The organism is Streptomyces sp. NBC_00775 (genome assembly GCF_036347135.1).
GTDB classification, from domain to species: Bacteria; Actinomycetota; Actinomycetes; order Streptomycetales; family Streptomycetaceae; genus Streptomyces; species Streptomyces lutosisoli.
On the sequence record NZ_CP108938.1, the window covers coordinates 6531912 to 6556004 of the forward strand.

A 24093-nucleotide genomic window follows, 5' to 3' on the forward strand; every position below is an offset into this window, starting at 1 on the left:
ACAGTTTCATAGTGTTTCGGTGGTCATAGCGTGAGGGAAACGCCCGGTTACATTCCGAACCCGGAAGCTAAGCCTCACAGCGCCGATGGTACTGCAGGGGGGACCCTGTGGGAGAGTAGGACGCCGCCGAACTAATTGTAGAGAAACCCCCGTACCGGGAAAACGGTACGGGGGTTTTCTGCGTTCTGGATCATTTGATTTAGGGGCCTCTTGTCCAAGAGGCCCCCTTTTTTATGTGCGTCTACAGTCGCCCCGCCGCCTTGAGCGCCAGATACGCGTCCGCGAGAACCGGTGCCAGTTCGTCCGGGGTCGCGTCGACGACCGTGACGCCGTGGCGCTGAAGTTGTTCGGCCGTGCGGTGGCGCTCCGTCTGGGCTTGGGCCGCGGCTGCCGCCTCGTACACCGCCTCGGTGTTTCCCCGAGCCGTCGCCATGCGCGCGATGTGCGGATCGGCCACCGATGCCACCAGAACCGTATGGCGCTGAGTGAGGAGGGGGAGTACGGGAAGCAGGCCCTCCTCGATGGGGGCCGCGTCGAGGCTGGTCAGCAGGACGATCAAGGAGCGGCGTGGGGCCGTACGAAGTGCTGTGGCGGTGAGGCCGCGGGCGTCCGTTTCGACGAGTTCTGGTTCCAGGGTCGCCATCGCGTTGACCAGGGACGGGAGGACCTCGCCTGCCGCGCGGCCCTGGACGAGGGCGCGTACTCGGCGGTCGTAGGCGAGGAGGTCCACGCGGTCGCCGGCCCGGGAGGCCAGGGCTGCCAGGAGCAGGGCCGCGTCCATGGAGGCGTCGAGGCGGGGGGCGTCGCCGACGCGGCCCGCCGAGGTACGGCCGGTGTCGAGGACGAGGAGGATGTGGCGGTCGCGTTCGGGGCGCCAGGTGCGCACGGCGACCGTGGTCTGACGGGCGGTTGCGCGCCAGTCGATGGAGCGGGTGTCGTCGCCGGGGACGTACTCGCGAAGGCTGTCGAATTCCGTGCCCTCGCCGCGGGTCAGCACGCTGGTGCGGCCGTCGAGTTCGCGCAGGCGGGCCAGTTTGGAGGGGAGGTGCTTCCGGCTGGTGAAGGGCGGCAGCACGCGTACCGTCCAGGGGACTTTGTGGCTGCCCTGGCGGGAGAAGAGGCCGAGGGGGCCGTACGAGCGGATGGTGACGCGGTCTGCCTGGCGGTCGCCGCGGCGGGTGGGGCGCAGGCGGGTCGTCAGGCGTCGGCGCTCGCCGGCGGGGACCGTGAGGCGGTGGCGGGAGGCGGCGACTTCCGTGCCGGGTTCCCAACTGCTCGGGGGCCAGGCGTCGCGGAGGTGGGCGCGGAGGAGGCGGCTGGACGGGTTGGTGACGGTCAGGGTGATGTCGGCGGTTTCGCCGAGGCGTGCGGAGGTGTCGCCGGAGCGGGTTAGGCCGAGGCGGCGTACGGGTGCTGCCAGGGCGGCGTCGCAGGCGCAGGCCAGGGCCAGGGGCGCGTTCACGGCGAGGATGCCCGTCCAACTCGGCTCCCAGATGCCGACGGGGAGGGCGCCGAGGGCCGCGAGCAGGGCGGCGCGTCCGGTGAGTGCCATCAGCGGGGGACGGGGACGTGGGCGAGGATCGCGTTGATGACGGAGTCGGCGGTCACGCCCTCCATCTCGGCCTCGGGGCGCAGTTGGATGCGGTGGCGGAGTGTGGGGAGGGCCAGGGCCTTTACGTCGTCGGGGATGACGTAGTCGCGGCCTGTCAGCCAGGCCCACGCGCGGGCCGTGGCGAGGAGCGCCGTGGCGCCTCGGGGGGAGACGCCGAGGGTGAGGGACGGCGACTCGCGGGTGGCGCGGCAGATGTCCACTACGTAGCCGGTGATTTCGGGGGAGACCGCTGTCTTGGCGACGGCCGCGCGGGCGGCTTCGAGGTCGGCGGGGCCCGCTACGGGGCGTACGCCGGCGGCGCGCAGGTCGCGTGGGTTGAAGCCCTCGGCGTGGCGGGTGAGGACGCTGATCTCGTCCTGGCGAGAGGGCAGAGGGATCGTCAGTTTGAGGAGGAAGCGGTCCAGTTGGGCCTCGGGGAGGGGATACGTTCCCTCGTACTCGACCGGGTTCTGGGTCGCGGCGACCAGGAAGGGCTCCGGGAGCAGGCGGGGTGTGCCGTCGACCGTGACCTGGCGTTCTTCCATCGCTTCGAGGAGGGACGACTGGGTCTTGGGAGGGGTGCGGTTGATCTCGTCGGCCAGCAGGAGATTGGTGAAGACCGGGCCGGGCTGGAAGGAGAACTCGGCAGTGCGGGCGTCGTAGACGAGGGAGCCGGTGACGTCGCTGGGCATCAGGTCCGGAGTGAACTGGACGCGCTTGGTGTCGAGTTCGAGTGCGGATGCGAGGGCGCGGACGAGCAACGTTTTGGCGACTCCGGGGACTCCTTCAAGTAGAACGTGTCCGCGGCAGAGGAGGGCGACGACTAGGCCGGTCACGGCGGGGTCCTGGCCGACCACGGCTTTGGCGATCTCGGCGCGCAGGGCCTCCAGGGAGGAGCGGGCGGTGCCCGGATCCCCGGCGTACCCGGCGTTGTCAGTGGTCGGGTCCATCATGAACGGCGTACCTCTCTTTCGAGGGCGTCGAGTTGGTCGGCGAGGGAGACGAGGGCCGCGTCGTCGCGGGGCGGCGGCCCGAAGAGGAGGTTGTGGAGGGCCTGGCCGTCGCCTTGGAGGTGGGCGGACAGGGCGGGGAGCAGGGCCTCGGGCGCGTGCGCCTGGGCGGGGGGTACGCCGACGAGGGGGGCGAGGCGGGCGCGGGTGGTGGAGCGCAGGGCTGCCGCGGCGCGGTCGCGGGCGTTGGCCTTGCGGTAGAGGCGGGCGCGGCCTTCGACGGTTTCGGAGGCGCGGATCGCGACGGGGAGGCGTTCGGGCACGAGGGGGCCGAGTCGGCGTGCCCGCCAGAGGGCGGCCAGGGCTGCCGCGATGAAGAGCTGCAGCGTGCCCCAGAGCCAGCCCGAGGGGAGCAGGTCGAAGAAGCTCTGGTCGCCCGCGTCGGTGGCCGAGGTGTCGGAGAGCGAGGGCAGGTACCAGACCAAGTGGGAGCGGGAACCGAGCAGTTGAAGGGCGAGCGAGGCGTTGCCCTGCTCGTCGAGGCGGTCGTTGTAGAGGATGTCGGGGGCGCCGAGCACGACGGTGTCGCCGCTCCCGGAGGTCGCCGGGATACGCAGGAGCGTGGGCAGGCCGTCGCTCAGGTAGCAGGCGTCGGCGTCGAGGTTGGTGGTGGTGTAGCGGACGCCGCCGGTGTCGGCGCTGCCCGCTCGCGTGGCGGCGGGCAGGGAGCAGTCGGGGGAGAGCGTCGAGTCGAAGCTGACCGCGGGGTCGGCGGTGACTCCGGGGGCGAGCGTACCGAGGGAGGGCGATCCGGGGGAGATCAGGATCGTCCGGCCGTCGGAGTTTTCGGTCGCCGTGTGGAGGAGCGTCTGCTGACGTCTGGTCAGCAGGTCGGGGGCGGCGATCAGGAGAGTGGTCTCGGAGCCGGCCGCGGCGCGTGCCTCGTCCAGGGTGGTGACCACGCGCGTGGAGACCCCCTGGTCGGCGAGGAGTTCGGCGACGGCACGGCTGCCGTAGGGATCGGCGGAGCGCGGGTCGAGGCGACCGTGCTGGGCGCCCGAGCGGATCGCGGCGATCGCGATGGCGGCCACCAGCAGGATCACGAGCGCGAGTACGACTCCTCGGGCGCGGGTCCACAGCTGGCGGGCGGTGGGCGAGGCCGAGGTGGATGTGAGGGGCGTGGCCTCGGTCTTCGCGGTTGCCTCAGTCGCCTCGGTCGTCATGAGGCGGCTCCCTGGCGGGCGTTGTGGGCCGTGCTGTGGGCGCTGTTCGCGAGTACGGGTTTGGTGCGCTCCAGGTCGCGGTCGAGCTCGGTGAGGCGGTGGTACGTGTGCGAGTCCGCGGCTCGTCCGCCGTATGTGACGTCGTCGAAGTCCCGGGCCGCGGCGCGCAGTCGGTCCGTGTGGGCGGGCAGGGTGCGGCTTGCTTCGGCGGCTGCCTCGTCGGCCGTGCGGCCGGGGCGCGGGTCGAGGAGAGCGCGCTCTTCCAAGGAGCGGACGACGGCGCGCATGCGTTCCTGGACGGCCTGGTTCCAGTGGCCCTGGGCGGCGTGCGCCTCGGCGGCCGCGCGGTGTTCGGCCGCGCTTTTGGGGCGGTCGTCGAAGAGCGCGGCGGACGACGTGGGTGTGCGGCGCGGGGTGCCCAGGCGCCACCACAGGGCGGCGACGACGGCGACTACGGCCAGCAGGATGACGACAAGTCCGAGCGCTCCGCCGGGTGTTGCGGCGGAGGCGGCGCTGAACAGCTTGCCGACCCAGTCCCAGAAGGCGTTCAGGGCGCGCTGGAGCAGGCTGGGGTCGTTCTCGTGGTACATCCGCTTGGACAGCTCGCGCTTGGCCGCCTCCCGCGCGGGGTCGCGCGGGGTCGTCACCGGTGGCTCGTCGCCGCGCGGCAGCGCGAGGACGGCTGTGGCGCCGGTGTGCGGCAGTGCCAGTACTGCTGTGAGAACTCCCCCCGCCGGGCTCACCGCATCAGCTCCCCGGAGTGGTGCCGGGGGTGTCGGAGCCGTAGTCCTGGACGCCGGCGGCGCGGGCCAGGTCGAGGTCGAGGGCCTCGCGGCGGATGCGCTGGTCGATGTAGAGGAGCACGGTGACGCCGGCGGTGATCGGGAAGGTGAGCATGGATCCGATCACCGAGCCGATGCCGCTGACGATGAGGAACGTCCAGCCGAGGCTGCCGCTGGCGCCGCTGAGGAGGCCGGTGACGCCGTCGCCGCTCAGGGCGGCGGCGAGGAAGGCGAAGGGGATGACGACGATCGACGCCACGATGTTGGCGATGATCGTGGCGAGCAGCTGAATGCCGAAGACCCGCCACCAGGAGCCGCGCACGAGCTTCGCGGAGCGGCTCATCGCCTTCAGGATGCCCTGCTTCTCCAGCATCAGGGCGGGAGAGGCGAGCGAGAAGCGGATCATCAGCCAGAGCGCGGCGACGCCCGCGCCGAGTCCACCGATGACGGCGAGCGTGATGCCCGCGTCTCCGGCGCCGGCCACCGCGGCGAGTACGCCGGGCAGAGTGCCGACGGCGACGACCGCGACGGCGATGAGCGGCAGCAGGAAGGTCAGCCCGAACAGTTTCGGCAGCTGAGGACGGGCATCGCGCCAGGCCTCCGCTGTGGTCACCGACTTGCCGAGCACCGCGCGGCTGGTCACGGACGTGAGCAGGGCCGTCGCGACGATGGTGCCGAGCAGGGTGATGAGCAGGACGACACCGGAGCTCAGCAGGGTGTCGCCCAGGGCGCGGCTCAGCTCGCCGACGGTGGCGCTCGGGTCGTTGAGGGCGTCCGTGCTGGCACTGTCGTCCAGGACGAAGCCCTGGAGCAGGATGACCGCGATCTCCGTGACGACCGCGACGGCCAGCGAGATGCCGAGGACGGTGCGCCAGTAGGTGCGCATCGTGGAGACCGCGCCGTCGAGGATCTCGCCGACGCCGAGCGGGCGGAGCGGGATGACGCCGGGCTTGGCAGCGGGCGGCGGGCCACCCCAGTTGCCTCCCCAGCCGCCGGGACCGGTGGGGCCGCCGTATCCGCGACTGGGGCCTCCCCAGCCTGGGTAACCGCCGCCCTGGGTTCCGTGGCCGCCAGGGCCGCCGGGGGGCTGGCCGCCCCAGCCCGGGCCGGGCGGAGGTGGTGGCGGGGCCTGGCCGGGCCCCTGCGGGCTGGGAGCGGACCACTGACCGGGCGGGGGCTGCTCCTTGGACCACTTCGACGGCGGCTCCGGCTGGTCCGTGCCGCCCTGGTCCGAGGGCTGCTCCGTGGGCTGCGCGGCGCCGGAGGAGTCCGGCTCCTGCCCGTCGGAGGGGGCAGATCCGGGCGAGGCCCAGCCCGGAGTGTCTTTCATCGTCGCTCCTTCACGGTGCCCGTCCGCGGTCGCGGCGGCAGGTTGGCAGCCATCGTGCCACGGTGCGCCCGGCAAGGGACCGGCCGCAGTATGGGCTGCGCACCTTCAATTGTCCGCCGGGTACGGGGCAGACTGGGCGGATGGCTGATCAGTACGCGCAATCCCGCGAGGACAGCGGGCGCACGGAGATACCGGCTATCCGCTGGGACGAGCCACCCGAAGGCCCCGTGCTGGTCCTTCTCGATCAGACACGGCTGCCCGCCGAAGAGGTCGAGCTGGTGTGCACGGACGCGCTGGCGCTGGTGGAGGCGATCCACACGCTCGCCGTGCGCGGGGCGCCGCTGCTCGGCATCGCCGGGGCGTACGGCGTCGCGCTCGCCGCCGCGCGCGGCTTCGACGTGGACGAGGCCGCGCGTGCGCTGGCCGGTGCCCGGCCGACCGCAGTGAACCTGGCTGTCGGCGTCCGCAGGGCGCGGGAGGCGTACGGTGCCGCGCTCTCCGGTGGCGGCGATCAGCAGCAGGCCGCGGAGGCGGCGCTCGCCGCGGCGCGGGCGCTGCACCGGGAGGACGCCGAGGCCAGCGCGCGGATGGCGGAGCACGGGCTTGCGCTGCTCAACGAGCTGCTGCCGGGCGGCGGACACCGGGTTCTGACGCACTGCAACACCGGCGCGCTGGTGTCGGGCGGGGAAGGAACGGCCTTCGCGGTGGCGCTCGCGGCGCATCGGGCGGGGCAGTTGCGGCGGCTCTGGGTGGACGAAACGCGGCCGTTGCTGCAAGGTGCTCGCCTGACGGCCTACGAAGCGGCGCGCAACGGAATGGCGTACACCTTGCTCACGGACAACGCGGCGGGCTCGCTCTTCGCGGCCGGGGAGGTGGACGCGGTGCTGATCGGGGCCGATCGGATCGCGGCCGACGGTTCGGTGGCGAACAAGGTGGGGAGCTATCCGCTCGCGGTGCTGGCCCGGTATCACCATGTGCCGTTCATCGTGGTGGCGCCGGTGACGACGGTCGATCTGGACACCCCGGACGGAGCGTCCATCGAGGTCGAACAGCGCTCAGGTCATGAAGTGACCGAGGTCACAACACCTCAGGCGGCGGGAGCAGAAGCGGGAGGCGGGATACCGGTGGCACCCCTGGGGACCCAGGCGTACAACCCGGCGTTCGACGTGACGCCGCCGGAGTTGGTGACGGCAATCGTCACCGAAGAGGGCGCCGTGTCGCCCGTGACGGCTGAGGCGCTTGCCGAGCTGTGTGACAGGTCACGCCAGGTAACGATTTAGTTAATGGGATGATGTCGTTTATGAAGGGACGAGTCCTTGTCGTCGATGACGACACCGCACTGGCCGAGATGCTCGGCATTGTGTTGCGTGGTGAAGGTTTTGAGCCGTCTTTCGTAGCCGACGGCGACAAGGCGCTGGCCGCTTTCCGTGAGACCAAGCCCGATCTGGTGCTCCTGGACCTGATGCTTCCCGGCCGGGACGGTATCGAGGTGTGCCGCCTGATCAGGGCGGAGTCCGGGGTGCCGATCGTGATGCTCACGGCGAAGAGCGACACCGTCGATGTCGTGGTCGGCCTCGAGTCGGGTGCCGACGACTACATCGTGAAGCCGTTCAAGCCAAAGGAGCTGGTGGCACGGATCAGGGCGCGGCTGCGCCGATCGGAGGAGCCGGCGCCCGAACAGCTGGCCATCGGGGACCTCGTCATCGATGTGGCCGGTCACTCTGTGAAGCGGGAGGGGCAGTCGATAGCGCTGACGCCGCTGGAGTTCGACCTGCTGGTCGCGCTGGCCCGCAAGCCGTGGCAGGTGTTCACGCGTGAGGTCCTGCTGGAGCAGGTGTGGGGCTACCGCCACGCGGCGGACACCCGCCTGGTCAACGTGCATGTCCAGCGGCTGCGCTCCAAGGTCGAGAAGGACCCGGAGCGGCCGGAGATCGTGGTGACCGTCCGTGGTGTCGGTTACAAGGCCGGACCGAGCTGACATGTCCCGGGACAGTGCCGCTTCGGCGCCCGGTGAGCCGGGGGTCCGTTCGGGGCGGCCTGTCGGCCGGAAGATGACGGGCTCCCACTGGGGACGGTTCATGGAGGGCGGGCTGCTCCAGGGCGGAGTCCAGGGCAGCCCGGTCCTTCGGCTGTTCATGCGCTGGGTGCGCCGTCCGCTGCTGCCCGTGATGCGGCTGTGGCGGCGCAACATCCAGCTCAAGATCGTCGTCACGACGCTGCTGATGTCGCTGGGTGTGGTGCTGCTGCTCGGCTTCGTCGTGATCGGGCAGGTGCGCAACGGACTGCTGGACGCCAAGGTGAAGGCGTCGCAGAGCCAGGCCACGGGTGGTTTCTCGGTGGCCAAACAGAAGGCGGACGCCGCCGCGACGGCGAACGGCGCCGACGGCTCGACCGCGGACGGCCGTCAGTCCAAGAACGTCAGCCAGTGGATGGGCGACCTCGCGGAGTCCCTCTCCAGCGGTGGCCAGGGCGCCTTCGACGTGGTGACCCTCAGCTCGACCGCAGACGGCAACGGCGGCGGCGGGCTCGCACCGCGCTACTCGGGCCAGGTCGATCCGACGGTCAGCGTGCCGCAGAACCTGCGCGCCCGAATCGACGGCAGCACGCTGGCGGCTCAGAGCTACACCCGTGTCGTCTACCGGGACGGCAGGGATTCGCAGCCGGCGCTGGTCATCGGCAAGCAGGTCAACGACCCCAACGGAGACCCGTACCAGCTCTACTACCTCTTCCCGCTGACGCAGGAGGAGAAGTCGCTGAGCCTGGTCAAGGGGACGCTCGCGACCGCCGGACTGTTCGTCGTGGTGCTGCTGGGGGCCATTGCCTGGCTCGTGGTGCGCCAGGTCGTCACGCCCGTGCGGATGGCTGCGGGGATCGCCGAGCGGCTGTCCGCCGGACGCCTCCAGGAACGTATGAAGGTCACCGGCGAGGACGACATCGCGCGGCTCGGCGAAGCCTTCAACAAGATGGCGCAGAACCTCCAGCTGAAGATCCAGCAGCTGGAGGACCTGTCGCGGATGCAGCGGCGGTTCGTGTCCGATGTGTCGCACGAGCTGCGTACGCCGCTGACGACCGTGCGGATGGCTGCCGATGTCATCCATGACGCGCGAGTGGACTTCGACCCGGTGACCGCGCGGTCCGCGGAGTTGCTGGCGGATCAGCTGGACCGGTTCGAGTCGCTGCTCGCGGACCTGCTGGAGATCAGCCGGTTCGACGCGGGCGCGGCGGCGCTGGAAGCCGACGCGATAGACCTCCGAGAAGTCGTACGACGGGTGGTCAGCGGGGCCGAGCCGCTCGCCGAGCGCAAGGGCACGCACATACGCGTCGTCGGTGACCAGCAGCCGGTGGTCGCCGAGGCGGATGCCCGGCGGGTGGAGCGGGTGCTGCGCAATCTCGTCGTCAACGCCGTGGAGCACGGCGAGGGCAAGGACGTGGTGGTCAAGCTCGCCGCGGCGGGCGGGGCGGTCGCGGTCGCCGTGCGCGACTACGGCGTGGGCCTCAAGCCCGGCGAGGCGACGCGGGTGTTCAGCCGCTTCTGGCGGGCCGACCCGGCACGCGCGCGTACCACCGGCGGCACGGGCCTCGGGCTGTCCATCGCCCTGGAGGACGCGCGGCTGCACGGCGGCTGGCTGCAGGCGTGGGGCGAGCCCGGCGGCGGTTCGCAGTTCCGGCTGACGCTGCCGCGGACAGCGGACGAGCCGCTGCGGGGGTCGCCGATACCCCTGGAGCCCAAGGACTCACGGCGTAATCGTGGACTTAATGACGCCGGTTTGCCGGACGGCGGCGGTGGCAAGCTCGCCACTGTGCCGGTGCAGCAGCCCGTGGGAGGGGCTGTGCCGCCTCCGATGCCGCCGCGTGTGCCCATCGGGCCGCGACTGGCCGGGGTGTCGCCCACAGCCGATCCGACGGCTCTGCCGGGCAACGGCGCGCGCGTGGTGCCACGGCCCACCGGGGCCGCACGACGGGCGGACGACGCGTCCGGCGCGGGCGGGGAGCGGACCGTGGAAGGCCGCGGGACGGACGCCGGGGAGCCGGAGGAGCTTGGACAAGGGGAGGCATTTCGTGGGCGCTGACCGCGAGGGGAGCCGCGGCCGTAGACGTCCCGTGCGCTTGGCGGCGTACGTCGGTTGCGGTGCCCTGCTGCTGGCCGGGTGCGCCTCGATGCCGGACAGCGGGGATCTGCGCGACGTCGAGTCCACGCCGAGGCAGGACTCACAGGTCCGCGTCTTCGCCATGCCGCCGCGTGAGGACGCCTCGTCCGCGGAGATCGTGCAGGGCTTTCTGGAGGCGCTCACCAGCGACGACCCGCAGTACGAGACGGCGCGCAAGTACCTGACGGCGGGCGCCCGCAAGACGTGGGATCCGGACCGGTCCACGACGGTTCTCGCGGACGCGCCGGACCCCGAACCGGCGCACGCGGGGACCGGGGAGGACACCGGCGAGGGTTTCCTGTACCGGCTGAGCGGCGGCAAGGTCGCCACGGTCGACGCGCAGCACGCGTACGCGCCGGACGACGGCTCGTACAACAGGACGGTGCATCTCACGCGGCTGAAGAACAGCAAGCAGTGGCGCATCGACGGGCTGCCGCAGGGCGTGGTGATGGGCAAGTCCGACTTCCAGCGCAACTACGTGTCCGTCAACAAGTACTACTACGCGTCGAACGTGACCTCCGGGACGGGCGCACCGCTGGGGACCGTCGCCGATCCGGTCTATGTGCGCGAGCAGGTGGACCCGATGACGCAGATCGTCCGCGCGCTCCTGAAGGGGCCCACACGCTGGCTGGACCCGGTGGTCACGTCGAGTTTCCCCTCGGGGACGGAGCTGAAGAAGGGCGTCGAGTCGTTGTCGCCCGACGACCGGAACCGGGTCACCGTGCCGCTGAACCGGAAGGCGGACCACGTCGGCCGGTCCCAGTGCACCAAGATGGCGGCCCAACTCCTCTACACCTTCCAGGACCTGACGCCCACCGGCGTGGTCGAGGTGGAGCTGCAGAAGTCGGACGGCTCGCAGCTGTGCGTGGTCACCGAGGTCCAGGCCAAGAGCATCGCCGCGCACGGTACGGGGCAGCGTCCCGAGTACCAGTACTTCATCGACGACCATCAGCGGCTCGTGCGGATGCCCAGCGCCAACAGTGACAAGAAGCCCGAGCCGGTGCCCGGTGCGCTGGGGGAGGGCGACAAGAAGCTGCGGTCGGCCGCGGTGTCGCGGGACGAGAGCAGCGCGGCCGGCGTGTCGGCCGACGGGAGTTCGCTGTACGTCGGGTCGCTGGTGTCGGGCGGCTCGCTCGGCGAAGCGGTGCTGCACAGCCAGGGCAAGACGGCGGACGACCGGCTGACGACGCCCAGCTGGGACGCGCAGGGCGACCTGTGGGTGGCCGACCGTGACCCGAAGAACCCCCGGCTGCTTCTGTTGCAGAAGGGCGCGGGCGAACCGCTGGTGGTCCAGACTCCGAACCTCGACGGGCGTGTCGAGGCCGTGCGGGTGGCCGCCGACGGGGTGCGGATCGCCCTGATCGTCGAGAAGGACGGCAAGAGGTCGCTGCAGATCGGGCGCATCGTGCGCGACTCCCAGACCGGTGAGCGGCCCGCCGTCTCGATCATCGAACCGCGTTCCGTGGCACCCCAGCTGGAGGAGGTCACGGCCATGTCGTGGGCCGGGGACAACCGGCTCGTGGTCGTCGGAAGCGAGAAGGGGGGCGTCCAGCAGATGCGGTACGTCCAGGTCGACGGCTCCACTCCGGTGGGCACCGCACCTTCCGCGCTGACGGGCGTCAAGGAGATCGCCGCGTCCGAGGACGAGCGGCTGCCGCTGGTGGCGCACTCGCTCGAGGACGGGATCGTACGGCTGTCGTCCGGGGAGCAGTGGCAGAAGGTGGACAAGGACGGGACGGCGCCGGTCTATCCGGGGTAGGCCCTGCTCGTGTCGCTGGTTTTCCCTGTTTCCCCTGGTTTTCCCTGGTGGGCCCGCCCCTGTTGTGGGGTGGGCCCACTTGCCTTTCCGGGGCGGGGACGGCCTGCCTCCTGTGCTGGCGGGCCCGGTGCGGGACTGCCGTGAGGACGGCTGTGACCAGTTATCAACAGGGAGTTGTCCAGAGTTATCCACAGGGGTGGCCGGGCGGCCCATGCGTTGGCACAGTGGTGGGCATGCGGGGGTGGTGGCAGGACCTCACCGATCTGGTGCTGCCGGCCGAGTGCGGAGGCTGCGGGAGGCCTCGCACGGTGCTCTGCCCTGAGTGCCGTGCCGCCCTGACCGGGGCCGCACCGTGCCGGGTGCGACCGGTGCCGGAGCCGCCCGGGCTGCCGGTGGTGCACGCGGCGGCTCCCTACGAGGACGAGGTACGGGCCGTGCTGCTCGCCCACAAGGAACGGGGCGCGCTGGCGCTCGCGGCGCCGCTCGGAGTGGCCCTGGCGGGGGCTGTGCGGGCGGGGCTGGGGTACGTACGACGTCCTGGTGCGGACGGAGGGCTCACGGCTCCGGAGGGGCGGCTGAGGCTCGGGAAGGGGCAACTGTGGGGCGAGGGCGACCGGGCCGGGGCCGGCGGACAGCGGCCATGGCGCGAAGACGACCGGCTCGGCGGCGGTGAGTGGCTGCCGTCGGGGAACGGCCGGGTGCCGCTGGGAGCTGCCGGTGGAGTCGAGCGAGGGCCCGTGCTGCTCGTTCCCGTGCCGTCGGCGCGGTGGGCGGTGCGGGCGCGGGGGCACGACCCGGCGCGGCGGATCGCGCTCGCGGCGGCGGGTGAGCTGCGGCGTACGGGGACGCCGGCCCGGGTGCTGAGCGTGCTGCGGCAGCGGCGTGCCGTGGCCGACCAGTCGGGGCTCAACTCCCGGCAGCGGCTGGACAATCTCGCGGGCGCCCTGGAGGTGGCTGCCGGGGGTGCCCGGCTGCTGGCGGGCGGCGGCCTGGTCGTGCTCGTGGACGACCTGATGACGACGGGCGCCTCGTTGACGGAGGCCGCGCGGGCCGTACGGGCCGTGGAGGCAGCCGTACGGGCCGTGGAGGCAAGGGGCGAGAGGGCGGATCTGACAGAAGTGGTCCCGCGAATGGCGGAGACGGGTGAAGTCGGAGACACCGGCTGCGACACGATCTGCGCGGCTGTGATCGCAGCACCGCCAGACTCGTTCGAAATAAACCGGAACTGACTGAGAACTTGCATCGTTGCAGGTAATGAGAGGGTCAATTCACCTGAACGGAGGTACGTCGCGGTAGAGGGTGACGACATCCGTCCGGGCGAGATATGTTCGGTTGTGAGGCAATGGCGCATGGCCGTACCTCGAACATCTCAATGCTGTGCTGCGGGTTTTTGGCAATCACCCGCGTCGGTGGGGTGGAGATCTTGCCCATGGGGGAGGAGGAGGTGAAAGTCACCGAGTCCGAGGTTCCGGGGCTCACCGGAACCTGGTGCAAAAGGGAGATGCTCCGCCAGTGGAGCGGGGCTATCCGGGAACGGAGTTCTGCGTGGACATCGTCGTCAAGGGCCGCAAGACCGAGGTGCCCGAGAGGTTCCGCAAGCACGTGGCCGAGAAGCTGAAGCTGGAGAAGATCCAGAAGCTCGATGGCAAGGTGATCAGCCTCGACGTCGAGGTGTCCAAGGAGCCCAACCCCCGACAGGCCGACCGTTGTGACCGAGTGGAGATCACGCTCCGCTCCCGCGGTCCGGTGATCCGGGCGGAGGCAGCGGCGAGCGATCCGTATGCAGCACTCGACCTGGCCGCGGACAAGCTCGAAGCCCGGCTGCGCAAGCAGCACGACAAGCGCTATACCCGCCGTGGCAACGGCAGGATCTCGGCCGCCGAGGTCGCCGACCACGTCCCGGGTGCCGCGACGCTGAACGGCAACGGCAGCGTCGTCCACGACGAGGAACCCGACAGTGTGCCGACCAAGAGGATCGGCTCCCTCGAGGTCATGGGTGAAGGCCCTCTCGTCGTCCGTGAGAAGACCCACGTGGCTGCCCCGACGACGCTCGACCAGGCGCTCTACGAGATGGAGCTGGTCGGGCACGACTTCTATCTGTTCGTCGACTCGGAGACGAAGGAACCGAGTGTCGTCTACCGACGGCACGCGTACGACTACGGCGTCATCCGCCTCAACACGGACCCGATGGTCGCCGAGGGCGGAGCGGATGCGCCGGGCGGTGCGCTCGGCGGCTGACCCTCCGCGGTGACAGCTGAGTCGGTGCCCCTGGAGCGCGTGTGCGCCCCCAGGGGCACCGGTGTGCGACCACTTCGCAACCCGCTCTGTCACCGCACTGTCGTCCGGGCATGAAATCATGGCCGCACCGGCTCCAACCGGTGGGCCGTTGCCTTGGGTTGGCGATGGCACAGGAACACAGGCCACGGCCTTCAGGGGGAGGAACGATGGCGGACAGCTTCGGACCGATGCGTGACGACGATGCCGACGACGGCGTCGTCGGCATGGGCCCGGACGCGGGCTCCCCACGCAAGGAGCCCATCAGGGTCCTTGTCGTGGACGACCACGCCCTCTTCCGCCGCGGTCTGGAGATCGTGCTCGCGGCCGAGGAGGACATCCAGGTCGTCGGTGAGGCGGGCGACGGGGCGGAGGCGGTCGACAAGGCGGCCGACCTGCTGCCCGACATCGTGCTGATGGACGTACGCATGCCGAAGCGTGGCGGCATCGAGGCGTGCACCTCCATCAAGGAGGTCGCCCCCAGCGCGAAGATCATCATGCTGACGATCAGCGACGAGGAGGCCGACCTCTACGACGCGATCAAGGCTGGTGCCACGGGTTATCTCCTCAAGGAGATCTCCACGGACGAGGTGGCCACGGCCATCCGCGCGGTGGCCGACGGGCAGTCGCAGATCAGCCCCTCGATGGCGTCGAAACTCCTCACCGAGTTCAAGTCGATGATCCAGCGGACCGATGAGCGGCGGCTGGTGCCCGCGCCGCGGCTCACCGATCGTGAGCTGGAGGTTCTCAAGCTCGTCGCGACCGGGATGAACAACCGGGACATCGCCAAGCAGTTGTTCATCTCCGAGAACACGGTGAAGAACCACGTGCGCAACATCCTGGAGAAGCTGCAGCTGCATTCCAGGATGGAGGCCGTGGTGTACGCGATGCGGGAGAAGATCCTGGAGATCCGCTAGCCGCGCCCAGGCCGGTCGACCTGGTCCGTGGTTACGCGAGGGCGCGCGACAGCTCCCTGGTCAGGGGGTCGCGCAGCTCTGGGGCGTCCACTCGTTCCAGGCGTACGTTTGTGCAGTCCACCCAGCTCGCGGCCTCCACCAGGGCCTGGGCCACCGCCGGGACCGCCTTGGGGCCGTCCAGAGTGACCTGCTTGGCGACCAGGGTGCGGCCCTCGCGGGCGGGGTCCACGCGGCCGACGAGATGGCCGCCGGCCAGGACCGGCATCGCGAAGTAGCCGTAGATCCGCTTCGGCTTGGGTGTGTACGCCTCCAGGCGGTGGGTGAAGCCGAAGATGCGCTCCGTGCGGGCCCGTTCCCAGATGAGTGAGTCGAACGGTGACAGCAGCGTCGTACGGTGGCGGCCGCGCGGGGCCGTCTCCAAGGCTGCCGGGTCGGCCCAGGCCGGTTTGCCCCAGCCCTCCACCGTCACGGGGACCAGGCCCGAGTCCGCGATGACCGCGTCGACCTGCTCGCCCTTGAGGCGGTGGTAGTCGGCGATGTCCGCGCGTGTGCCGACGCCGAGGGACTGGCCCGCGAGGCGGACGAGGCGGCGCAGGCATTCCGTGTCGTCCAGCTCGTCGTGGAGCAGCGCCTCGGGGATGGCGCGCTCGGCCAGGTCGTACACCCGCTTCCAGCCGCGGCGTTCCGTGCACACCACCTCGCCGTACATCAGGGCGCGCTCGACGGCGACCTTGGTGCCCGACCAGTCCCACCACTCGCTGGTCTTCTTCGCGCCGCCCAATTCTGTGGCTGTGAGGGGGCCTTCGGTGCGGAGCTGTTTGATGACCTGGTCGTAGGTGCCGTCCGGCAGGGCGTGGTTCCAGTGCGGGCGGGATCTGTAGGCGCGGCGGCGGAAGGCGAAGTGGGGCCACTCCTCGACGGGGAGGATGCAGGCCGCGTGGGACCAGTACTCGAAGGCGTGGGTGTCGGTCCAGTAGGCCTGGTCGACCGTTGTGCGGCCTACTGCGCCGAGGCGGGCGTACGGGATGAGTTCGTGGGAGCGGGCGAGGACGGAGATGGTGTCGAGTTGGACCGCGCCCAGGTGTCGTAGGACTCCGCGGACGCCGGACCTGCGGTCCGGGGCGCCCAGGAAGCCCTGGGCCCGGAGGGCGAGGCGGCGGGCTTCGTCGGTGGAGAGCTCGGTGGTGGGACGCGGGAGGCTCGTCATGCCCACACGGTAGGCGGTGCCACTGACAACGGGGTGGGGGTGGGGTTTTGGGGGGCATGGCAGGGGTGGGCGGTGGGTTCCTGGGGGGCGGCGGCTGTGTTGCCCCACCGGGTTTCGCCCCCGCCGCCCCTACCCGTCCCATCCCCCAGGGGCTCCGCCCCTTCGACCCCGGGGTGGGTTCTTTGGGTGCGGGTGGGTGGGGGCTGGGCGCGCCCACGCGGCGGAGCCGCATATCGACACAGCCCCGCGCCCCTTTCTGGGGGGCTGCGCCCCTCAGACCCCCGCATCCGGCCTGAACGGGCTTGTCCTCAAGCGCCGGACGGGCTGGGTGGTGCCGGCAAATACGGGGACGTCGACGGGAGGCCCAGGTCCGACGGGAGCAAAGAGCCCACCCAGCAGTCTCGGCGGACGCCTTTGTTGTTGAGGGCGGAGCGGAGGGTGCCTTCCAGGGTGAAGCCGGCGCGTTCGGCGACGGCGCGGGAGGCGGTGTTGCCGACCTCGGCGCGCCATTCGACTCGGTCGATGGACAGGTCCGTGAAGGCCCAGCGGGAGACGGCGACGGTGGCTTCGGTGGTGTAGCCGTTGCCGCGGTGTTGTTTTGCCGACCAGAAGCCGACCTCGCCGACGCCGAGGGAGCGCATGGTGAGGGCGAGCATGCCGACCAGATCCCCGGAGGGGAGGAAGACTCCGAAGGTGAACATGGAGCCGTCCGCCCAGCCGTCGGGCACCATCTGGTCCGTGAAGCTCATGGCGTGCTCGCGGAGGTAGGGCGACGGGATCGTCGTCCAGCGCTGGATGTCGGGATCCTGGACGGCGTCGTACACGGTGTCCGCGTCGTGCGGGCCCACGGTGCGCAGGGCGAGGCGGTCGGTGGTCAGGGTGACGGGGTCCATCGGCCGATTCTGCTCGGGCGACCGGAAGGGCGCCATTCCTTTGCTGTGAGTGAGAGGCCCGTTACTTTTCGAAGCGGGAACGCGGCACCTTCAGCAACCCCTGTCCGTTGTCTTAGTGGCTGTCCCAGGCAGACCTCCCGGCGCGGTGTGGTCCTCGCTTACGATGGCCGTTGCTCAAGCTGCTATTGAACTGTCATTGAAACCGACCGTCCCAGGCCCGACCGGCAAGGAGACAAACCCCCGTGTCCGTCCTCTCGAAGATCATGCGTGCAGGCGAAGGCAAGATCCTGCGCAAGCTGCACCGCATCGCGGACCAGGTCGCCTCCATCGAAGAGGACTTCGTCGACCTCTCCGACGCCGAGCTGCGGGCCCTCACCGCTGAGTACAAGCAGCGGTACGCCGACGGCGAAAGCCTCGACGACCTGCTGCCCGAGGCGTTCGCGACCGTCCGCGAGGCGGCCAAGCGTGTCCTCGGCCAGCGCCACTACGACGTGCAGATGATGGGTGGCGCCGCGCTCCACCTCGGCTACGTCGCGGAGATGAAGACCGGTGAGGGCAAGACGCTCGTCGGCACCCTGCCCGCGTATCTGAACGCCCTCTCCGGAGAAGGCGTTCACCTCATCACGGTCAACGACTACCTGGCCGAGCGCGACTCCGAAATGATGGGGCGCGTCCACAAGTTCCTCGGGCTCGAGGTCGGCTGCATCCTCGCCAACATGACGCCGGCCCAGCGCCGCGAGCAGTACGCGTGCGACATCACCTACGGCACGAACAACGAGTTCGGCTTCGACTACCTGCGCGACAACATGGCGTGGTCGCAGGACGAACTGGTGCAGCGCGGCCACAACTTCGCGATCGTCGACGAGGTCGACTCCATCCTCGTCGACGAGGCCCGTACGCCGCTGATCATCTCCGGCCCGGCCGACCAGGCCACCAAGTGGTACGGCGACTTCGCCAAGCTGGTCACCCGCCTGAAGAAGGGCGAGGCGGGCAACTCCCTCAAGGGCATCGAGGAGACCGGGGACTACGAGGTCGACGAGAAGAAGCGCACCGTCGCCATCCACGAGCCCGGCGTCTCCAAGGTCGAGGACTGGCTGGGCATCGACAACCTCTACGAGTCGGTCAACACCCCGCTTGTGGGCTACCTGAACAACGCCATCAAGGCCAAGGAGCTCTTCAAGAAGGACAAGGACTACGTCGTCATCGACGGCGAAGTCATGATCGTCGACGAGCACACCGGCCGTATCCTCGCCGGTCGCCGTTACAACGAGGGCATGCACCAGGCGATCGAGGCGAAGGAAGGGGTGGACATCAAGGACGAGAACCAGACGCTCGCCACGATCACCCTGCAGAACTTCTTCCGCCTCTACAAGCGCCACGACCAGGAGGGCAAGGAACTGCCCGGCCTCTCCGGCATGACCGGTACGGCGATGACCGAGGCCGCCGAGTTCCACCAGATCTACAAGCTCGGCGTCGTCCCGATCCCGACCAACCGGCCGATGGTCCGCAAGGACCAGTCCGACCTGATCTACCGCACCGAGGTCGCGAAGTTCGAGGCGGTCGTCGACGACATCGCCGAGAAGCACGAGAAGGGCCAGCCGATCCTCGTCGGTACGACGTCGGTCGAGAAGTCCGAGTACCTCTCGCAGCAGCTGAGCAAGCGCGGTATTCAGCACGAAGTGCTGAACGCCAAGCAGCACGACCGGGAGGCGACGATCGTCGCCCAGGCCGGCCGCAAGGGCGCCGTCACCGTGGCCACGAACATGGCCGGCCGTGGTACGGACATCAAGCTCGGCGGCAACCCCGACGACCTCGCCGAGGCCGAGCTGCGCCAGCGCGGCATCGACCCCGAGGAGCACATCGAGGAGTGGGCCGCCGCGCTGCCCGCCGCCCTGGAGCGCGCCGAGAAGGCCGTGAAGGCGGAGTTCGAGGAGGTCAAGGAGCTCGGTGGGCTCTACGTCCTCGGCACCGAGCGCCACGAGTCGCGTCGTATCGACAACCAGCTGCGCGGTCGCTCCGGCCGTCAGGGCGACCCGGGCGAGTCCCGCTTCTACCTGTCGCTGGGCGACGACCTGATGAGGCTCTTCAAGGCCCAGATGGTCGAGCGCGTGATGTCGATGGCGAACGTCCCCGACGACGTGCCGATCGAGAACAAGATGGTCACGCGCGCGATCGCGTCCGCCCAGTCGCAGGTCGAGCAGCAGAACTTCGAGACCCGTAAGAACGTTCTGAAGTACGACGAGGTCCTCAACCGGCAGCGCGAGGTCATCTACGGCGAGCGCCGCCGCGTCCTGGAGGGCGAGGACCTGCAGGACCAGGTCGTGCACTTCATGGACGACACGATCGACGCGTACATCGCGGCCGAGACCGCCGAGGGCTTCGCCGAGGAATGGGACGTGGACCGGCTGTGGGGCGCCTTCAAGCAGCTCTACCCGGTGAAGGTCACGGTCGACGAGCTGGAGGAAGCGGCCGGTGACCGTGCCGGTCTGACCGCCGAGTTCATCTCCGAGTCCATCAAGGACGACATCCACGAGCAGTACGAGGGCCGTGAGGGCCAGCTCGGCTCCGAGATCATGCGTGAGCTGGAGCGCCGCGTCGTGCTGTCGGTCCTGGACCGCAAGTGGCGCGAGCACCTCTACGAGATGGACTACCTCCAGGAGGGCATCGGCCTGCGCGCGATGGCGCAGAAGGACCCGCTGGTCGAGTACCAGCGCGAGGGCTTCGACATGTTCTCCGCCATGATGGACGGCATCAAGGAGGAGTCCGTCGGCTACCTGTTCAACCTGGAGGTCCAGGTCGAGCAGCAGGTCGAGGAGGTCCCGGTCGAGGACTCCGCGCCTTCCCTCAACAAGGAGGACGTCGTCACGGCGGGTGCGCGTCCCGAAATCCGTGCCAAGGGGCTCGACGCTCCGCAGCGTCCCGACCGGCTGCACTTCTCCGCGCCGACCGTGGACGGCGAGGGCGGCATCGTCGAAGGCGACTTCGCCAGCGACGACGACGACGTCGTGCGCTCCGAGGCGGACGGCCTCACGCGCGCGGAGCGCCGCAAGCAGCAGAAGGGCGCGCGTCGCCGCAAGAAGTGACGGTCGCCGCGCGCGGGCGGTAGCTCCGCCACCGCGCGGTTTCCATCGATGACGTAGTGAGGGCCGGGCACCTTCGGGTGCCCGGCCCTCGGCGTTGTCCAGCTGCGGCTCGGCTGTCCGGTGTCGCCTGGGCAGGGGCTCTCGGGCGTGGGCTGCCTGAGTGAGGGCTCTCAGACGTGGGCTGCCTGTGTGGGGGCGCTCAGCCGGCGGCTGCCTGAGTGGGGGCTCGCGGGCGTCGGCGCTTCCTGGCAGGGGCTCTCGGCGGCGCTTCCCGGGCAGGTGCTCAGTCGTCGTCCGCGCGGGGCATGCGGGGGCCGCCGAGTTCCACCGCCGTGCAGCGCCAGCGGAGGTCGGGGCCCTGTTCGAGGCGGAAGGCCATGGCGCGCAGCTGCTCACCGGCGCCGATGCGGGCGAAGGCCTCGATCGCGCCGGGGCGCGGCTCGTAGTAGCCGATGTCGCGGACGACCGGCCGGGTGCCGCGGGCACGCAGGGGGCCGCGTTCGGCGAGCCAGGCCAGTTCGTCGTAGGCGCGCCCCGCGGTGTGGCGCAGCATGCAGTGGACGGGGCGTTGGCCGCTCAGGACGGCGAGCAGGCGGTCGGCGAAGAGGTCGGTGGGGCGGGGCTGGGGCGCGGGCCTCCGGAAGCCTTGGGCGGGGGCGGTGAGGGCCGGGGCTCCGCCGCCCGGTGACAGCACGGTGGCGTCCCTCGGCGGGAGGAGAAGGCTGCCACTGGGGGACGCGGAGCGCAGCGGGCTGTGGGCGGGCGTCGTACGGGCAGGGCTACGGGTCGGTGCTCCCGGCGGGCGACCTCCTCCCGGTGCCGTCGGCGGTCGGCTTCGGTTCGGCGCCCCCGGCAGGCGACCTCCGCCGGGTCCGGCCGGCGGGCGGCCTCCACTCGGCCCCACCGGCAGGAGGGCGCCGTCCGGAGCGCCTGGCGGGCGGGTGCCGGTCGGTGCCGTCGCCTGGCCGGTCGTGGTCGGCGTCGTCCGCGAGGTGGCCGTGCCGGGCCGTGGCGGTGGGCTGTCGACCGGGGGCCCGGCGGGGATGCCCGCTCCCGGGGCGCGTGGCGGGGTGCCCGGGCGGCGGGTGTCCTGCCGGCCGGGCGGGCGGCTGCCCGGGAGGCGCTTCGTCCTGGTCATCACCTTGTTCATGTGGCGTCCCCGCTCGCTGGGGCCCGGTTGATACCGGGCGGTAACTTTCGTGTTGGGGATCTTGTACGAGGCGGGAGCGGGCCGCCGCAAGGACGCCGGACGCGCGCCGGAGCGGCCGGGGAGTTCACCTATCAGGGTGGCCCGGAGGTTCGGGAGCCTTGGCGGGAGCGGGGGGTGCCGGGTGAATCCGTGGCGCGGGGTGGACGCCGCGGAGGGTGCGGCCGGGGACTCGAAAGGGGACGCCCGCACGTATCCTGAAGGCCCTCCAGGGAGGCGCGCGACCGCCCTCCCCGGAGCCCTCCGACTACGAAAGCGGCCAGCCATGCGCGTCTACGTCCCCCTGACCCTCTCCGGTCTCGCCGAGGCGTACAAGACGGGGGAGCTGGAGGCGGGCCCGTTCGTCGCGTACGCCGTCACGCCCGCGTTGCGTGAGTGGTACCTCTCCGACGACATCGAGGAGCTCGAGTACGCGGCGCTGAACCGTGCCGCGCTGGCCTCGCTGCGGCTGATCGCGGTCGATCCGGGGGCGGTGCGGCGGCGGGTCGTCGTCGCGGTCGACGTCCCCGACGGGGCCGCGGTCGCCGATCCCGACCGGGGGCTCGATCCCGCGGCGCTCGGTGAGGTGCGGGTCTCCCAGGCCATGCCCCTGTCCAAGGCGGCCGCCGTGCACGTCGACTCGGCCGACGCCGAGGCGGATGTCACCGCCGCGGCCCAGGCGCTGGGCGCGGCGGACGTCGGGGACGACGACGCCCAGTTCATTGTCGACGGGGCCGAGGACCATGAGCTGCTGTGGTTCGCCACGCAGGAGATCCCCAATCTGGTGGGACTGGGGGACTGACCGGCTCCCGACAGGCTCCCGGCTCCCTAGTTCCGACAGGCTCCCGGCTCCCCTCTTCCGACCGGCTCCCCCCTGCTCGCGGCCCGGCGCGCACGCACCCCGGCACTCCACGTGCCCCCAGGTATTTCCAGGCCTCGCGGGGCGTTGTCAGTGGCGGCGGGTACGTTCTTGTGTATGGGGACGAACGAATCCGCGCACATTGTGTGGGACTGGAACGGCACGCTGTTCCACGACAATGACGCGATCATCGGGGCGACGAACGCGGCGTTCGCCGAGCTGGGGCTGGAGCCGATCACGCTGGAGCGGTACCGGGCGTTGTACTGCGTGCCCGTGCCGAAGTTCTATGAGCGGCTGATGGGGCGGCTGCCGACGGATGCCGAGTGGCAGGTCATGGACGAGACCTTCCACCGCTACTACACGGAGCACCGGATAGCGTGCGAGCTCACCGAGGGTGTGCCGGCGCTGCTCGCCGAGTGGGGGTCGGCGGGGCGCAGTCAGTCGATCCTCAGCATGTACGGGCATGACGAGCTGGTCCCGCTGGTGCGAGGGTTCGGGATCGAGCCGCATTTCATACGGGTCGACGGGCGGACCGGCCCCTCCGGCGGCAGCAAGGCCGAGCACATGGTGCGGCACCTGGGCGCGCTCGACGGTGTGCGGCCGTCCCGCGTGGTGGTGATCGGCGATGCGGCCGACGACGGGATCGCCGCCCGGCATGTGGGTGCGCGGGCGGTCCTCTACACCGGGGGTTCCCACAGTCGCGCCAGCCTGGAGGAGGTGGGCGTGCCCGTGGTGGACAGCCTGGCGGAGGCCGTCGAGGAGGCCGAGCGGCTGGCGGCCTGAGCGGAGCCGGAGGGTGACGGGCGGTCTGAGCGGTGGTCTCGTCCCGGGGTGCGGCGAGGCAAACGCCCGCCGTCTCGTCCCGGTGGCGCGGCGGCCGTCCCCGTCGCCAGGACAGCCGCCGCCCCCGTCGCGTCAGGTCACCGGAGCCTTCGCGCGCAGCACCGTCAGGAACTCGCGCATCCAGCCAGAGTGGTCCGGCCAGGCGCGGGCGGAGACCAGGGTGCCGTCGACCACCGCCTCGGCGTCCTGGAAGGTCGCGCCGGCCGCCTGCATGTCGAGTTCCAGCGCGGGATAGGCCGTGACGCGCCGGCCGCGCAGGGCGTCGACCGCCGCCGTCAGAAGGGGGCCGTGGCAGATCTGGGCCACGGGCCTGTCCGTGTCGAAGAAGGACTTGAGGATCTTGCGGAGTTCGGGGTCGTTGCGGAGGTATTCCGGGGCCCGGCCGCCGGGGATGACGACGGCGACGTAGTCGCCGGGGTCGACCTCCGAGAACGCGAGGTCCGCGGGCCAGGTGTAGCCGGGCTTCTCCGTGTACGTGTCGAAGCCGGGTTCGAAGTCGTGGACCACGAACTGGAGCTGCTTGCGGGTGGGGGCGGCGATATGGACCTCGTAACCCTCTTCGCGCAGGCGCTGGTAGGGGTACAGGACCTCCAGTGATTCCGCCGCGTCACCGGTGACGATCAGGATCTTCGCTGTCATGTCGCTCCGCTCCCGTCAGCTGTGCTTGCGCCTCCGTTGGCCGTCCCGGTCAACGTGCCTCCGCGGGCGGGGCTTGCCAAGGGGCCGTGCGCTTTCCAGTATCCGACGTGGGTGCCGAGCGCGGGAGAGTGCACCGGCCGGAGGGCACACCGGCCGGCGTACGCGGGGAGCCGTCTTCCGCGGGACGGGCGCCACCCTCCCCTGCGGCCCTGCGGCCCTGCGGGCTCAGGACCCCAGTGGCCCGCCTGCTCGCGCCCACGGCCGTGCCCGGATGCTCACGCCCACGACCGTGGGGGACTGCACGCGTCCGCCCGTTTCGTCCCTGTGCATACTGTCAAAGTTCCACCCCCGGTTTTGTACACATACGGCTCATGACGACCCCCCGGTAGGGGGCGATAGCCTTGTGGCG

General features: G+C 70.8%; 20 protein-coding genes and 1 rRNA gene. 12 read left to right on the forward strand and 9 right to left on the reverse strand.

Annotated elements, in window-relative coordinates:
- Positions 1-15 precede the first annotated feature (15 nt).
- A 5S ribosomal RNA gene (gene rrf, locus OIC96_RS29100) occupies positions 16-132 on the forward strand.
- A gap of 109 nt (positions 133-241) precedes the next feature.
- On the opposite strand, the gene OIC96_RS29105 is transcribed toward rrf, so the two are convergent.
- From OIC96_RS29105 to OIC96_RS29125, 5 genes are read right to left on the reverse strand one after another with little or no spacing between them, the layout of a single operon-like run.
- Positions 242-1552, reverse strand: coding sequence for a DUF58 domain-containing protein (locus tag OIC96_RS29105; protein WP_330305015.1), 1311 nt, complete (start codon positions 1550-1552; stop codon positions 242-244).
- On the reverse strand, positions 1552-2541 hold the full coding sequence (locus OIC96_RS29110) for an AAA family ATPase (protein ID WP_327429193.1): 990 nt from the start codon (positions 2539-2541) through the stop codon (positions 1552-1554). The genes OIC96_RS29105 and OIC96_RS29110 overlap by 1 nt, the downstream gene beginning before the upstream one ends.
- Positions 2541-3764, reverse strand: coding sequence for a DUF4350 domain-containing protein (locus OIC96_RS29115; RefSeq protein ID WP_330305014.1), 1224 nt, complete (start codon positions 3762-3764; stop codon positions 2541-2543). The genes OIC96_RS29110 and OIC96_RS29115 overlap by 1 nt, the downstream gene beginning before the upstream one ends.
- Positions 3761-4507 carry a DUF4129 domain-containing protein gene (locus tag OIC96_RS29120; RefSeq protein WP_330305013.1) on the reverse strand — a complete coding sequence of 249 codons (747 nt, stop codon included), beginning with the start codon at positions 4505-4507 and terminating at the stop codon, positions 3761-3763. Before OIC96_RS29120 ends, OIC96_RS29115 begins: the two co-directional genes overlap by 4 nt.
- A gap of 4 nt (positions 4508-4511) precedes the next feature.
- A complete protein-coding gene (locus OIC96_RS29125) occupies positions 4512-5876 on the reverse strand; it encodes a glycerophosphoryl diester phosphodiesterase membrane domain-containing protein (RefSeq protein WP_330305012.1) in 1365 nt (454 codons plus the stop codon).
- 140 nt (positions 5877-6016) lie between these two features.
- On the opposite strand from OIC96_RS29125, the gene mtnA reads away from it, so the two are divergent.
- The 7 genes from mtnA (at position 6017) to OIC96_RS29160 (ending at position 14974) form a co-directional block, all read left to right on the forward strand.
- The gene (gene mtnA / locus OIC96_RS29130) at positions 6017-7156 is read left to right on the forward strand and encodes an S-methyl-5-thioribose-1-phosphate isomerase (RefSeq protein WP_330305011.1); all 1140 of its coding nucleotides are present in this window, start codon (positions 6017-6019) and stop codon (positions 7154-7156) included.
- A gap of 8 nt (positions 7157-7164) precedes the next feature.
- Positions 7165-7854: a two-component system response regulator MtrA gene (gene mtrA / locus OIC96_RS29135; protein ID WP_150136091.1), complete on the forward strand. Its 690-nt coding sequence runs from the start codon at positions 7165-7167 to the stop codon at positions 7852-7854.
- 1 nt (position 7855) lies between these two features.
- Positions 7856-9946: an MtrAB system histidine kinase MtrB gene (gene mtrB, locus OIC96_RS29140; RefSeq protein ID WP_330305010.1), complete on the forward strand. Its 2091-nt coding sequence runs from the start codon at positions 7856-7858 to the stop codon at positions 9944-9946.
- The gene (locus tag OIC96_RS29145; RefSeq protein ID WP_330305009.1) at positions 9936-11783 is read left to right on the forward strand and encodes an LpqB family beta-propeller domain-containing protein; all 1848 of its coding nucleotides are present in this window, start codon (positions 9936-9938) and stop codon (positions 11781-11783) included. Before mtrB ends, OIC96_RS29145 begins: the two co-directional genes overlap by 11 nt.
- 233 nt (positions 11784-12016) lie before the next feature.
- The gene (locus tag OIC96_RS29150; RefSeq protein ID WP_330305008.1) at positions 12017-13012 is read left to right on the forward strand and encodes a ComF family protein; all 996 of its coding nucleotides are present in this window, start codon (positions 12017-12019) and stop codon (positions 13010-13012) included.
- Positions 13013-13328: 316 nt separating this feature from the next.
- The gene (gene hpf / locus OIC96_RS29155; protein ID WP_406501706.1) at positions 13329-14021 is read left to right on the forward strand and encodes a ribosome hibernation-promoting factor, HPF/YfiA family; all 693 of its coding nucleotides are present in this window, start codon (positions 13329-13331) and stop codon (positions 14019-14021) included.
- Positions 14022-14227: 206 nt separating this feature from the next.
- Positions 14228-14974, forward strand: coding sequence for a response regulator transcription factor (locus OIC96_RS29160; RefSeq protein ID WP_330305006.1), 747 nt, complete (start codon positions 14228-14230; stop codon positions 14972-14974).
- Between the two features lie 31 nt (positions 14975-15005).
- Here OIC96_RS29160 and OIC96_RS29165 read toward each other — a convergent pair whose 3' ends face one another.
- Together OIC96_RS29165 and OIC96_RS29170 are read right to left on the reverse strand one after the other, a co-directional pair.
- Complete coding sequence (locus OIC96_RS29165; RefSeq protein WP_330305005.1) at positions 15006-16181, reverse strand: winged helix-turn-helix domain-containing protein; 1176 nt, start codon at positions 16179-16181, stop codon at positions 15006-15008.
- A 308-nt stretch (positions 16182-16489) separates the two neighbouring features.
- Positions 16490-17074: a GNAT family N-acetyltransferase gene (locus OIC96_RS29170; protein WP_330305004.1), complete on the reverse strand. Its 585-nt coding sequence runs from the start codon at positions 17072-17074 to the stop codon at positions 16490-16492.
- A 242-nt stretch (positions 17075-17316) separates the two neighbouring features.
- On the opposite strand from OIC96_RS29170, the gene secA reads away from it, so the two are divergent.
- Positions 17317-20157 carry a preprotein translocase subunit SecA gene (secA, locus tag OIC96_RS29175; RefSeq protein ID WP_330305003.1) on the forward strand — a complete coding sequence of 947 codons (2841 nt, stop codon included), beginning with the start codon at positions 17317-17319 and terminating at the stop codon, positions 20155-20157.
- Positions 20158-20440: 283 nt separating this feature from the next.
- On the opposite strand, the gene OIC96_RS29180 is transcribed toward secA, so the two are convergent.
- On the reverse strand, positions 20441-20851 hold the full coding sequence (locus OIC96_RS29180) for an Rv3235 family protein (protein ID WP_406501703.1): 411 nt from the start codon (positions 20849-20851) through the stop codon (positions 20441-20443).
- 247 nt (positions 20852-21098) lie between these two features.
- On the opposite strand from OIC96_RS29180, the gene OIC96_RS29185 reads away from it, so the two are divergent.
- The 3 genes from OIC96_RS29185 to OIC96_RS29195 all read left to right on the forward strand — a co-directional run bounded on the left by OIC96_RS29185 (position 21099) and on the right by OIC96_RS29195 (position 22985).
- On the forward strand, positions 21099-21338 hold the full coding sequence (locus OIC96_RS29185; RefSeq protein ID WP_330310432.1) for a hypothetical protein: 240 nt from the start codon (positions 21099-21101) through the stop codon (positions 21336-21338).
- A 291-nt stretch (positions 21339-21629) separates the two neighbouring features.
- Positions 21630-22145: a DUF6912 family protein gene (locus OIC96_RS29190; protein WP_330305002.1), complete on the forward strand. Its 516-nt coding sequence runs from the start codon at positions 21630-21632 to the stop codon at positions 22143-22145.
- Positions 22146-22319: 174 nt separating this feature from the next.
- A complete protein-coding gene (locus tag OIC96_RS29195; RefSeq protein ID WP_330305001.1) occupies positions 22320-22985 on the forward strand; it encodes an HAD family hydrolase in 666 nt (221 codons plus the stop codon).
- Positions 22986-23117: 132 nt separating this feature from the next.
- On the opposite strand, the gene OIC96_RS29200 is transcribed toward OIC96_RS29195, so the two are convergent.
- Positions 23118-23684: a DJ-1/PfpI family protein gene (locus OIC96_RS29200; RefSeq protein WP_327429176.1), complete on the reverse strand. Its 567-nt coding sequence runs from the start codon at positions 23682-23684 to the stop codon at positions 23118-23120.
- Positions 23685-24093 lie beyond the last annotated feature (409 nt).

Coding starts and splice junctions, on each gene's coding strand:
- OIC96_RS29105 (WP_330305015.1), bottom strand. CDS start 1,552: ATGGCACTCACCGGACGCGCCGCCCTGCTCGCGGCCCTCGGCGCCCTC.
- OIC96_RS29110 (WP_327429193.1), bottom strand. CDS start 2,541: ATGGACCCGACCACTGACAACGCCGGGTACGCCGGGGATCCGGGCACC.
- OIC96_RS29115 (WP_330305014.1), bottom strand. CDS start 3,764: ATGACGACCGAGGCGACTGAGGCAACCGCGAAGACCGAGGCCACGCCC.
- OIC96_RS29125 (WP_330305012.1), bottom strand. CDS start 5,876: ATGAAAGACACTCCGGGCTGGGCCTCGCCCGGATCTGCCCCCTCCGAC.
- mtnA (WP_330305011.1), top strand. CDS start 6,017: ATGGCTGATCAGTACGCGCAATCCCGCGAGGACAGCGGGCGCACGGAG.
- mtrA (WP_150136091.1), top strand. CDS start 7,165: ATGATGTCGTTTATGAAGGGACGAGTCCTTGTCGTCGATGACGACACC.
- mtrB (WP_330305010.1), top strand. CDS start 7,856: ATGTCCCGGGACAGTGCCGCTTCGGCGCCCGGTGAGCCGGGGGTCCGT.
- OIC96_RS29150 (WP_330305008.1), top strand. CDS start 12,017: ATGCGGGGGTGGTGGCAGGACCTCACCGATCTGGTGCTGCCGGCCGAG.
- OIC96_RS29160 (WP_330305006.1), top strand. CDS start 14,228: ATGGCGGACAGCTTCGGACCGATGCGTGACGACGATGCCGACGACGGC.
- OIC96_RS29165 (WP_330305005.1), bottom strand. CDS start 16,181: ATGACGAGCCTCCCGCGTCCCACCACCGAGCTCTCCACCGACGAAGCC.
- OIC96_RS29170 (WP_330305004.1), bottom strand. CDS start 17,074: ATGGACCCCGTCACCCTGACCACCGACCGCCTCGCCCTGCGCACCGTG.
- OIC96_RS29190 (WP_330305002.1), top strand. CDS start 21,630: ATGCGCGTCTACGTCCCCCTGACCCTCTCCGGTCTCGCCGAGGCGTAC.
- OIC96_RS29195 (WP_330305001.1), top strand. CDS start 22,320: ATGGGGACGAACGAATCCGCGCACATTGTGTGGGACTGGAACGGCACG.
- OIC96_RS29200 (WP_327429176.1), bottom strand. CDS start 23,684: ATGACAGCGAAGATCCTGATCGTCACCGGTGACGCGGCGGAATCACTG.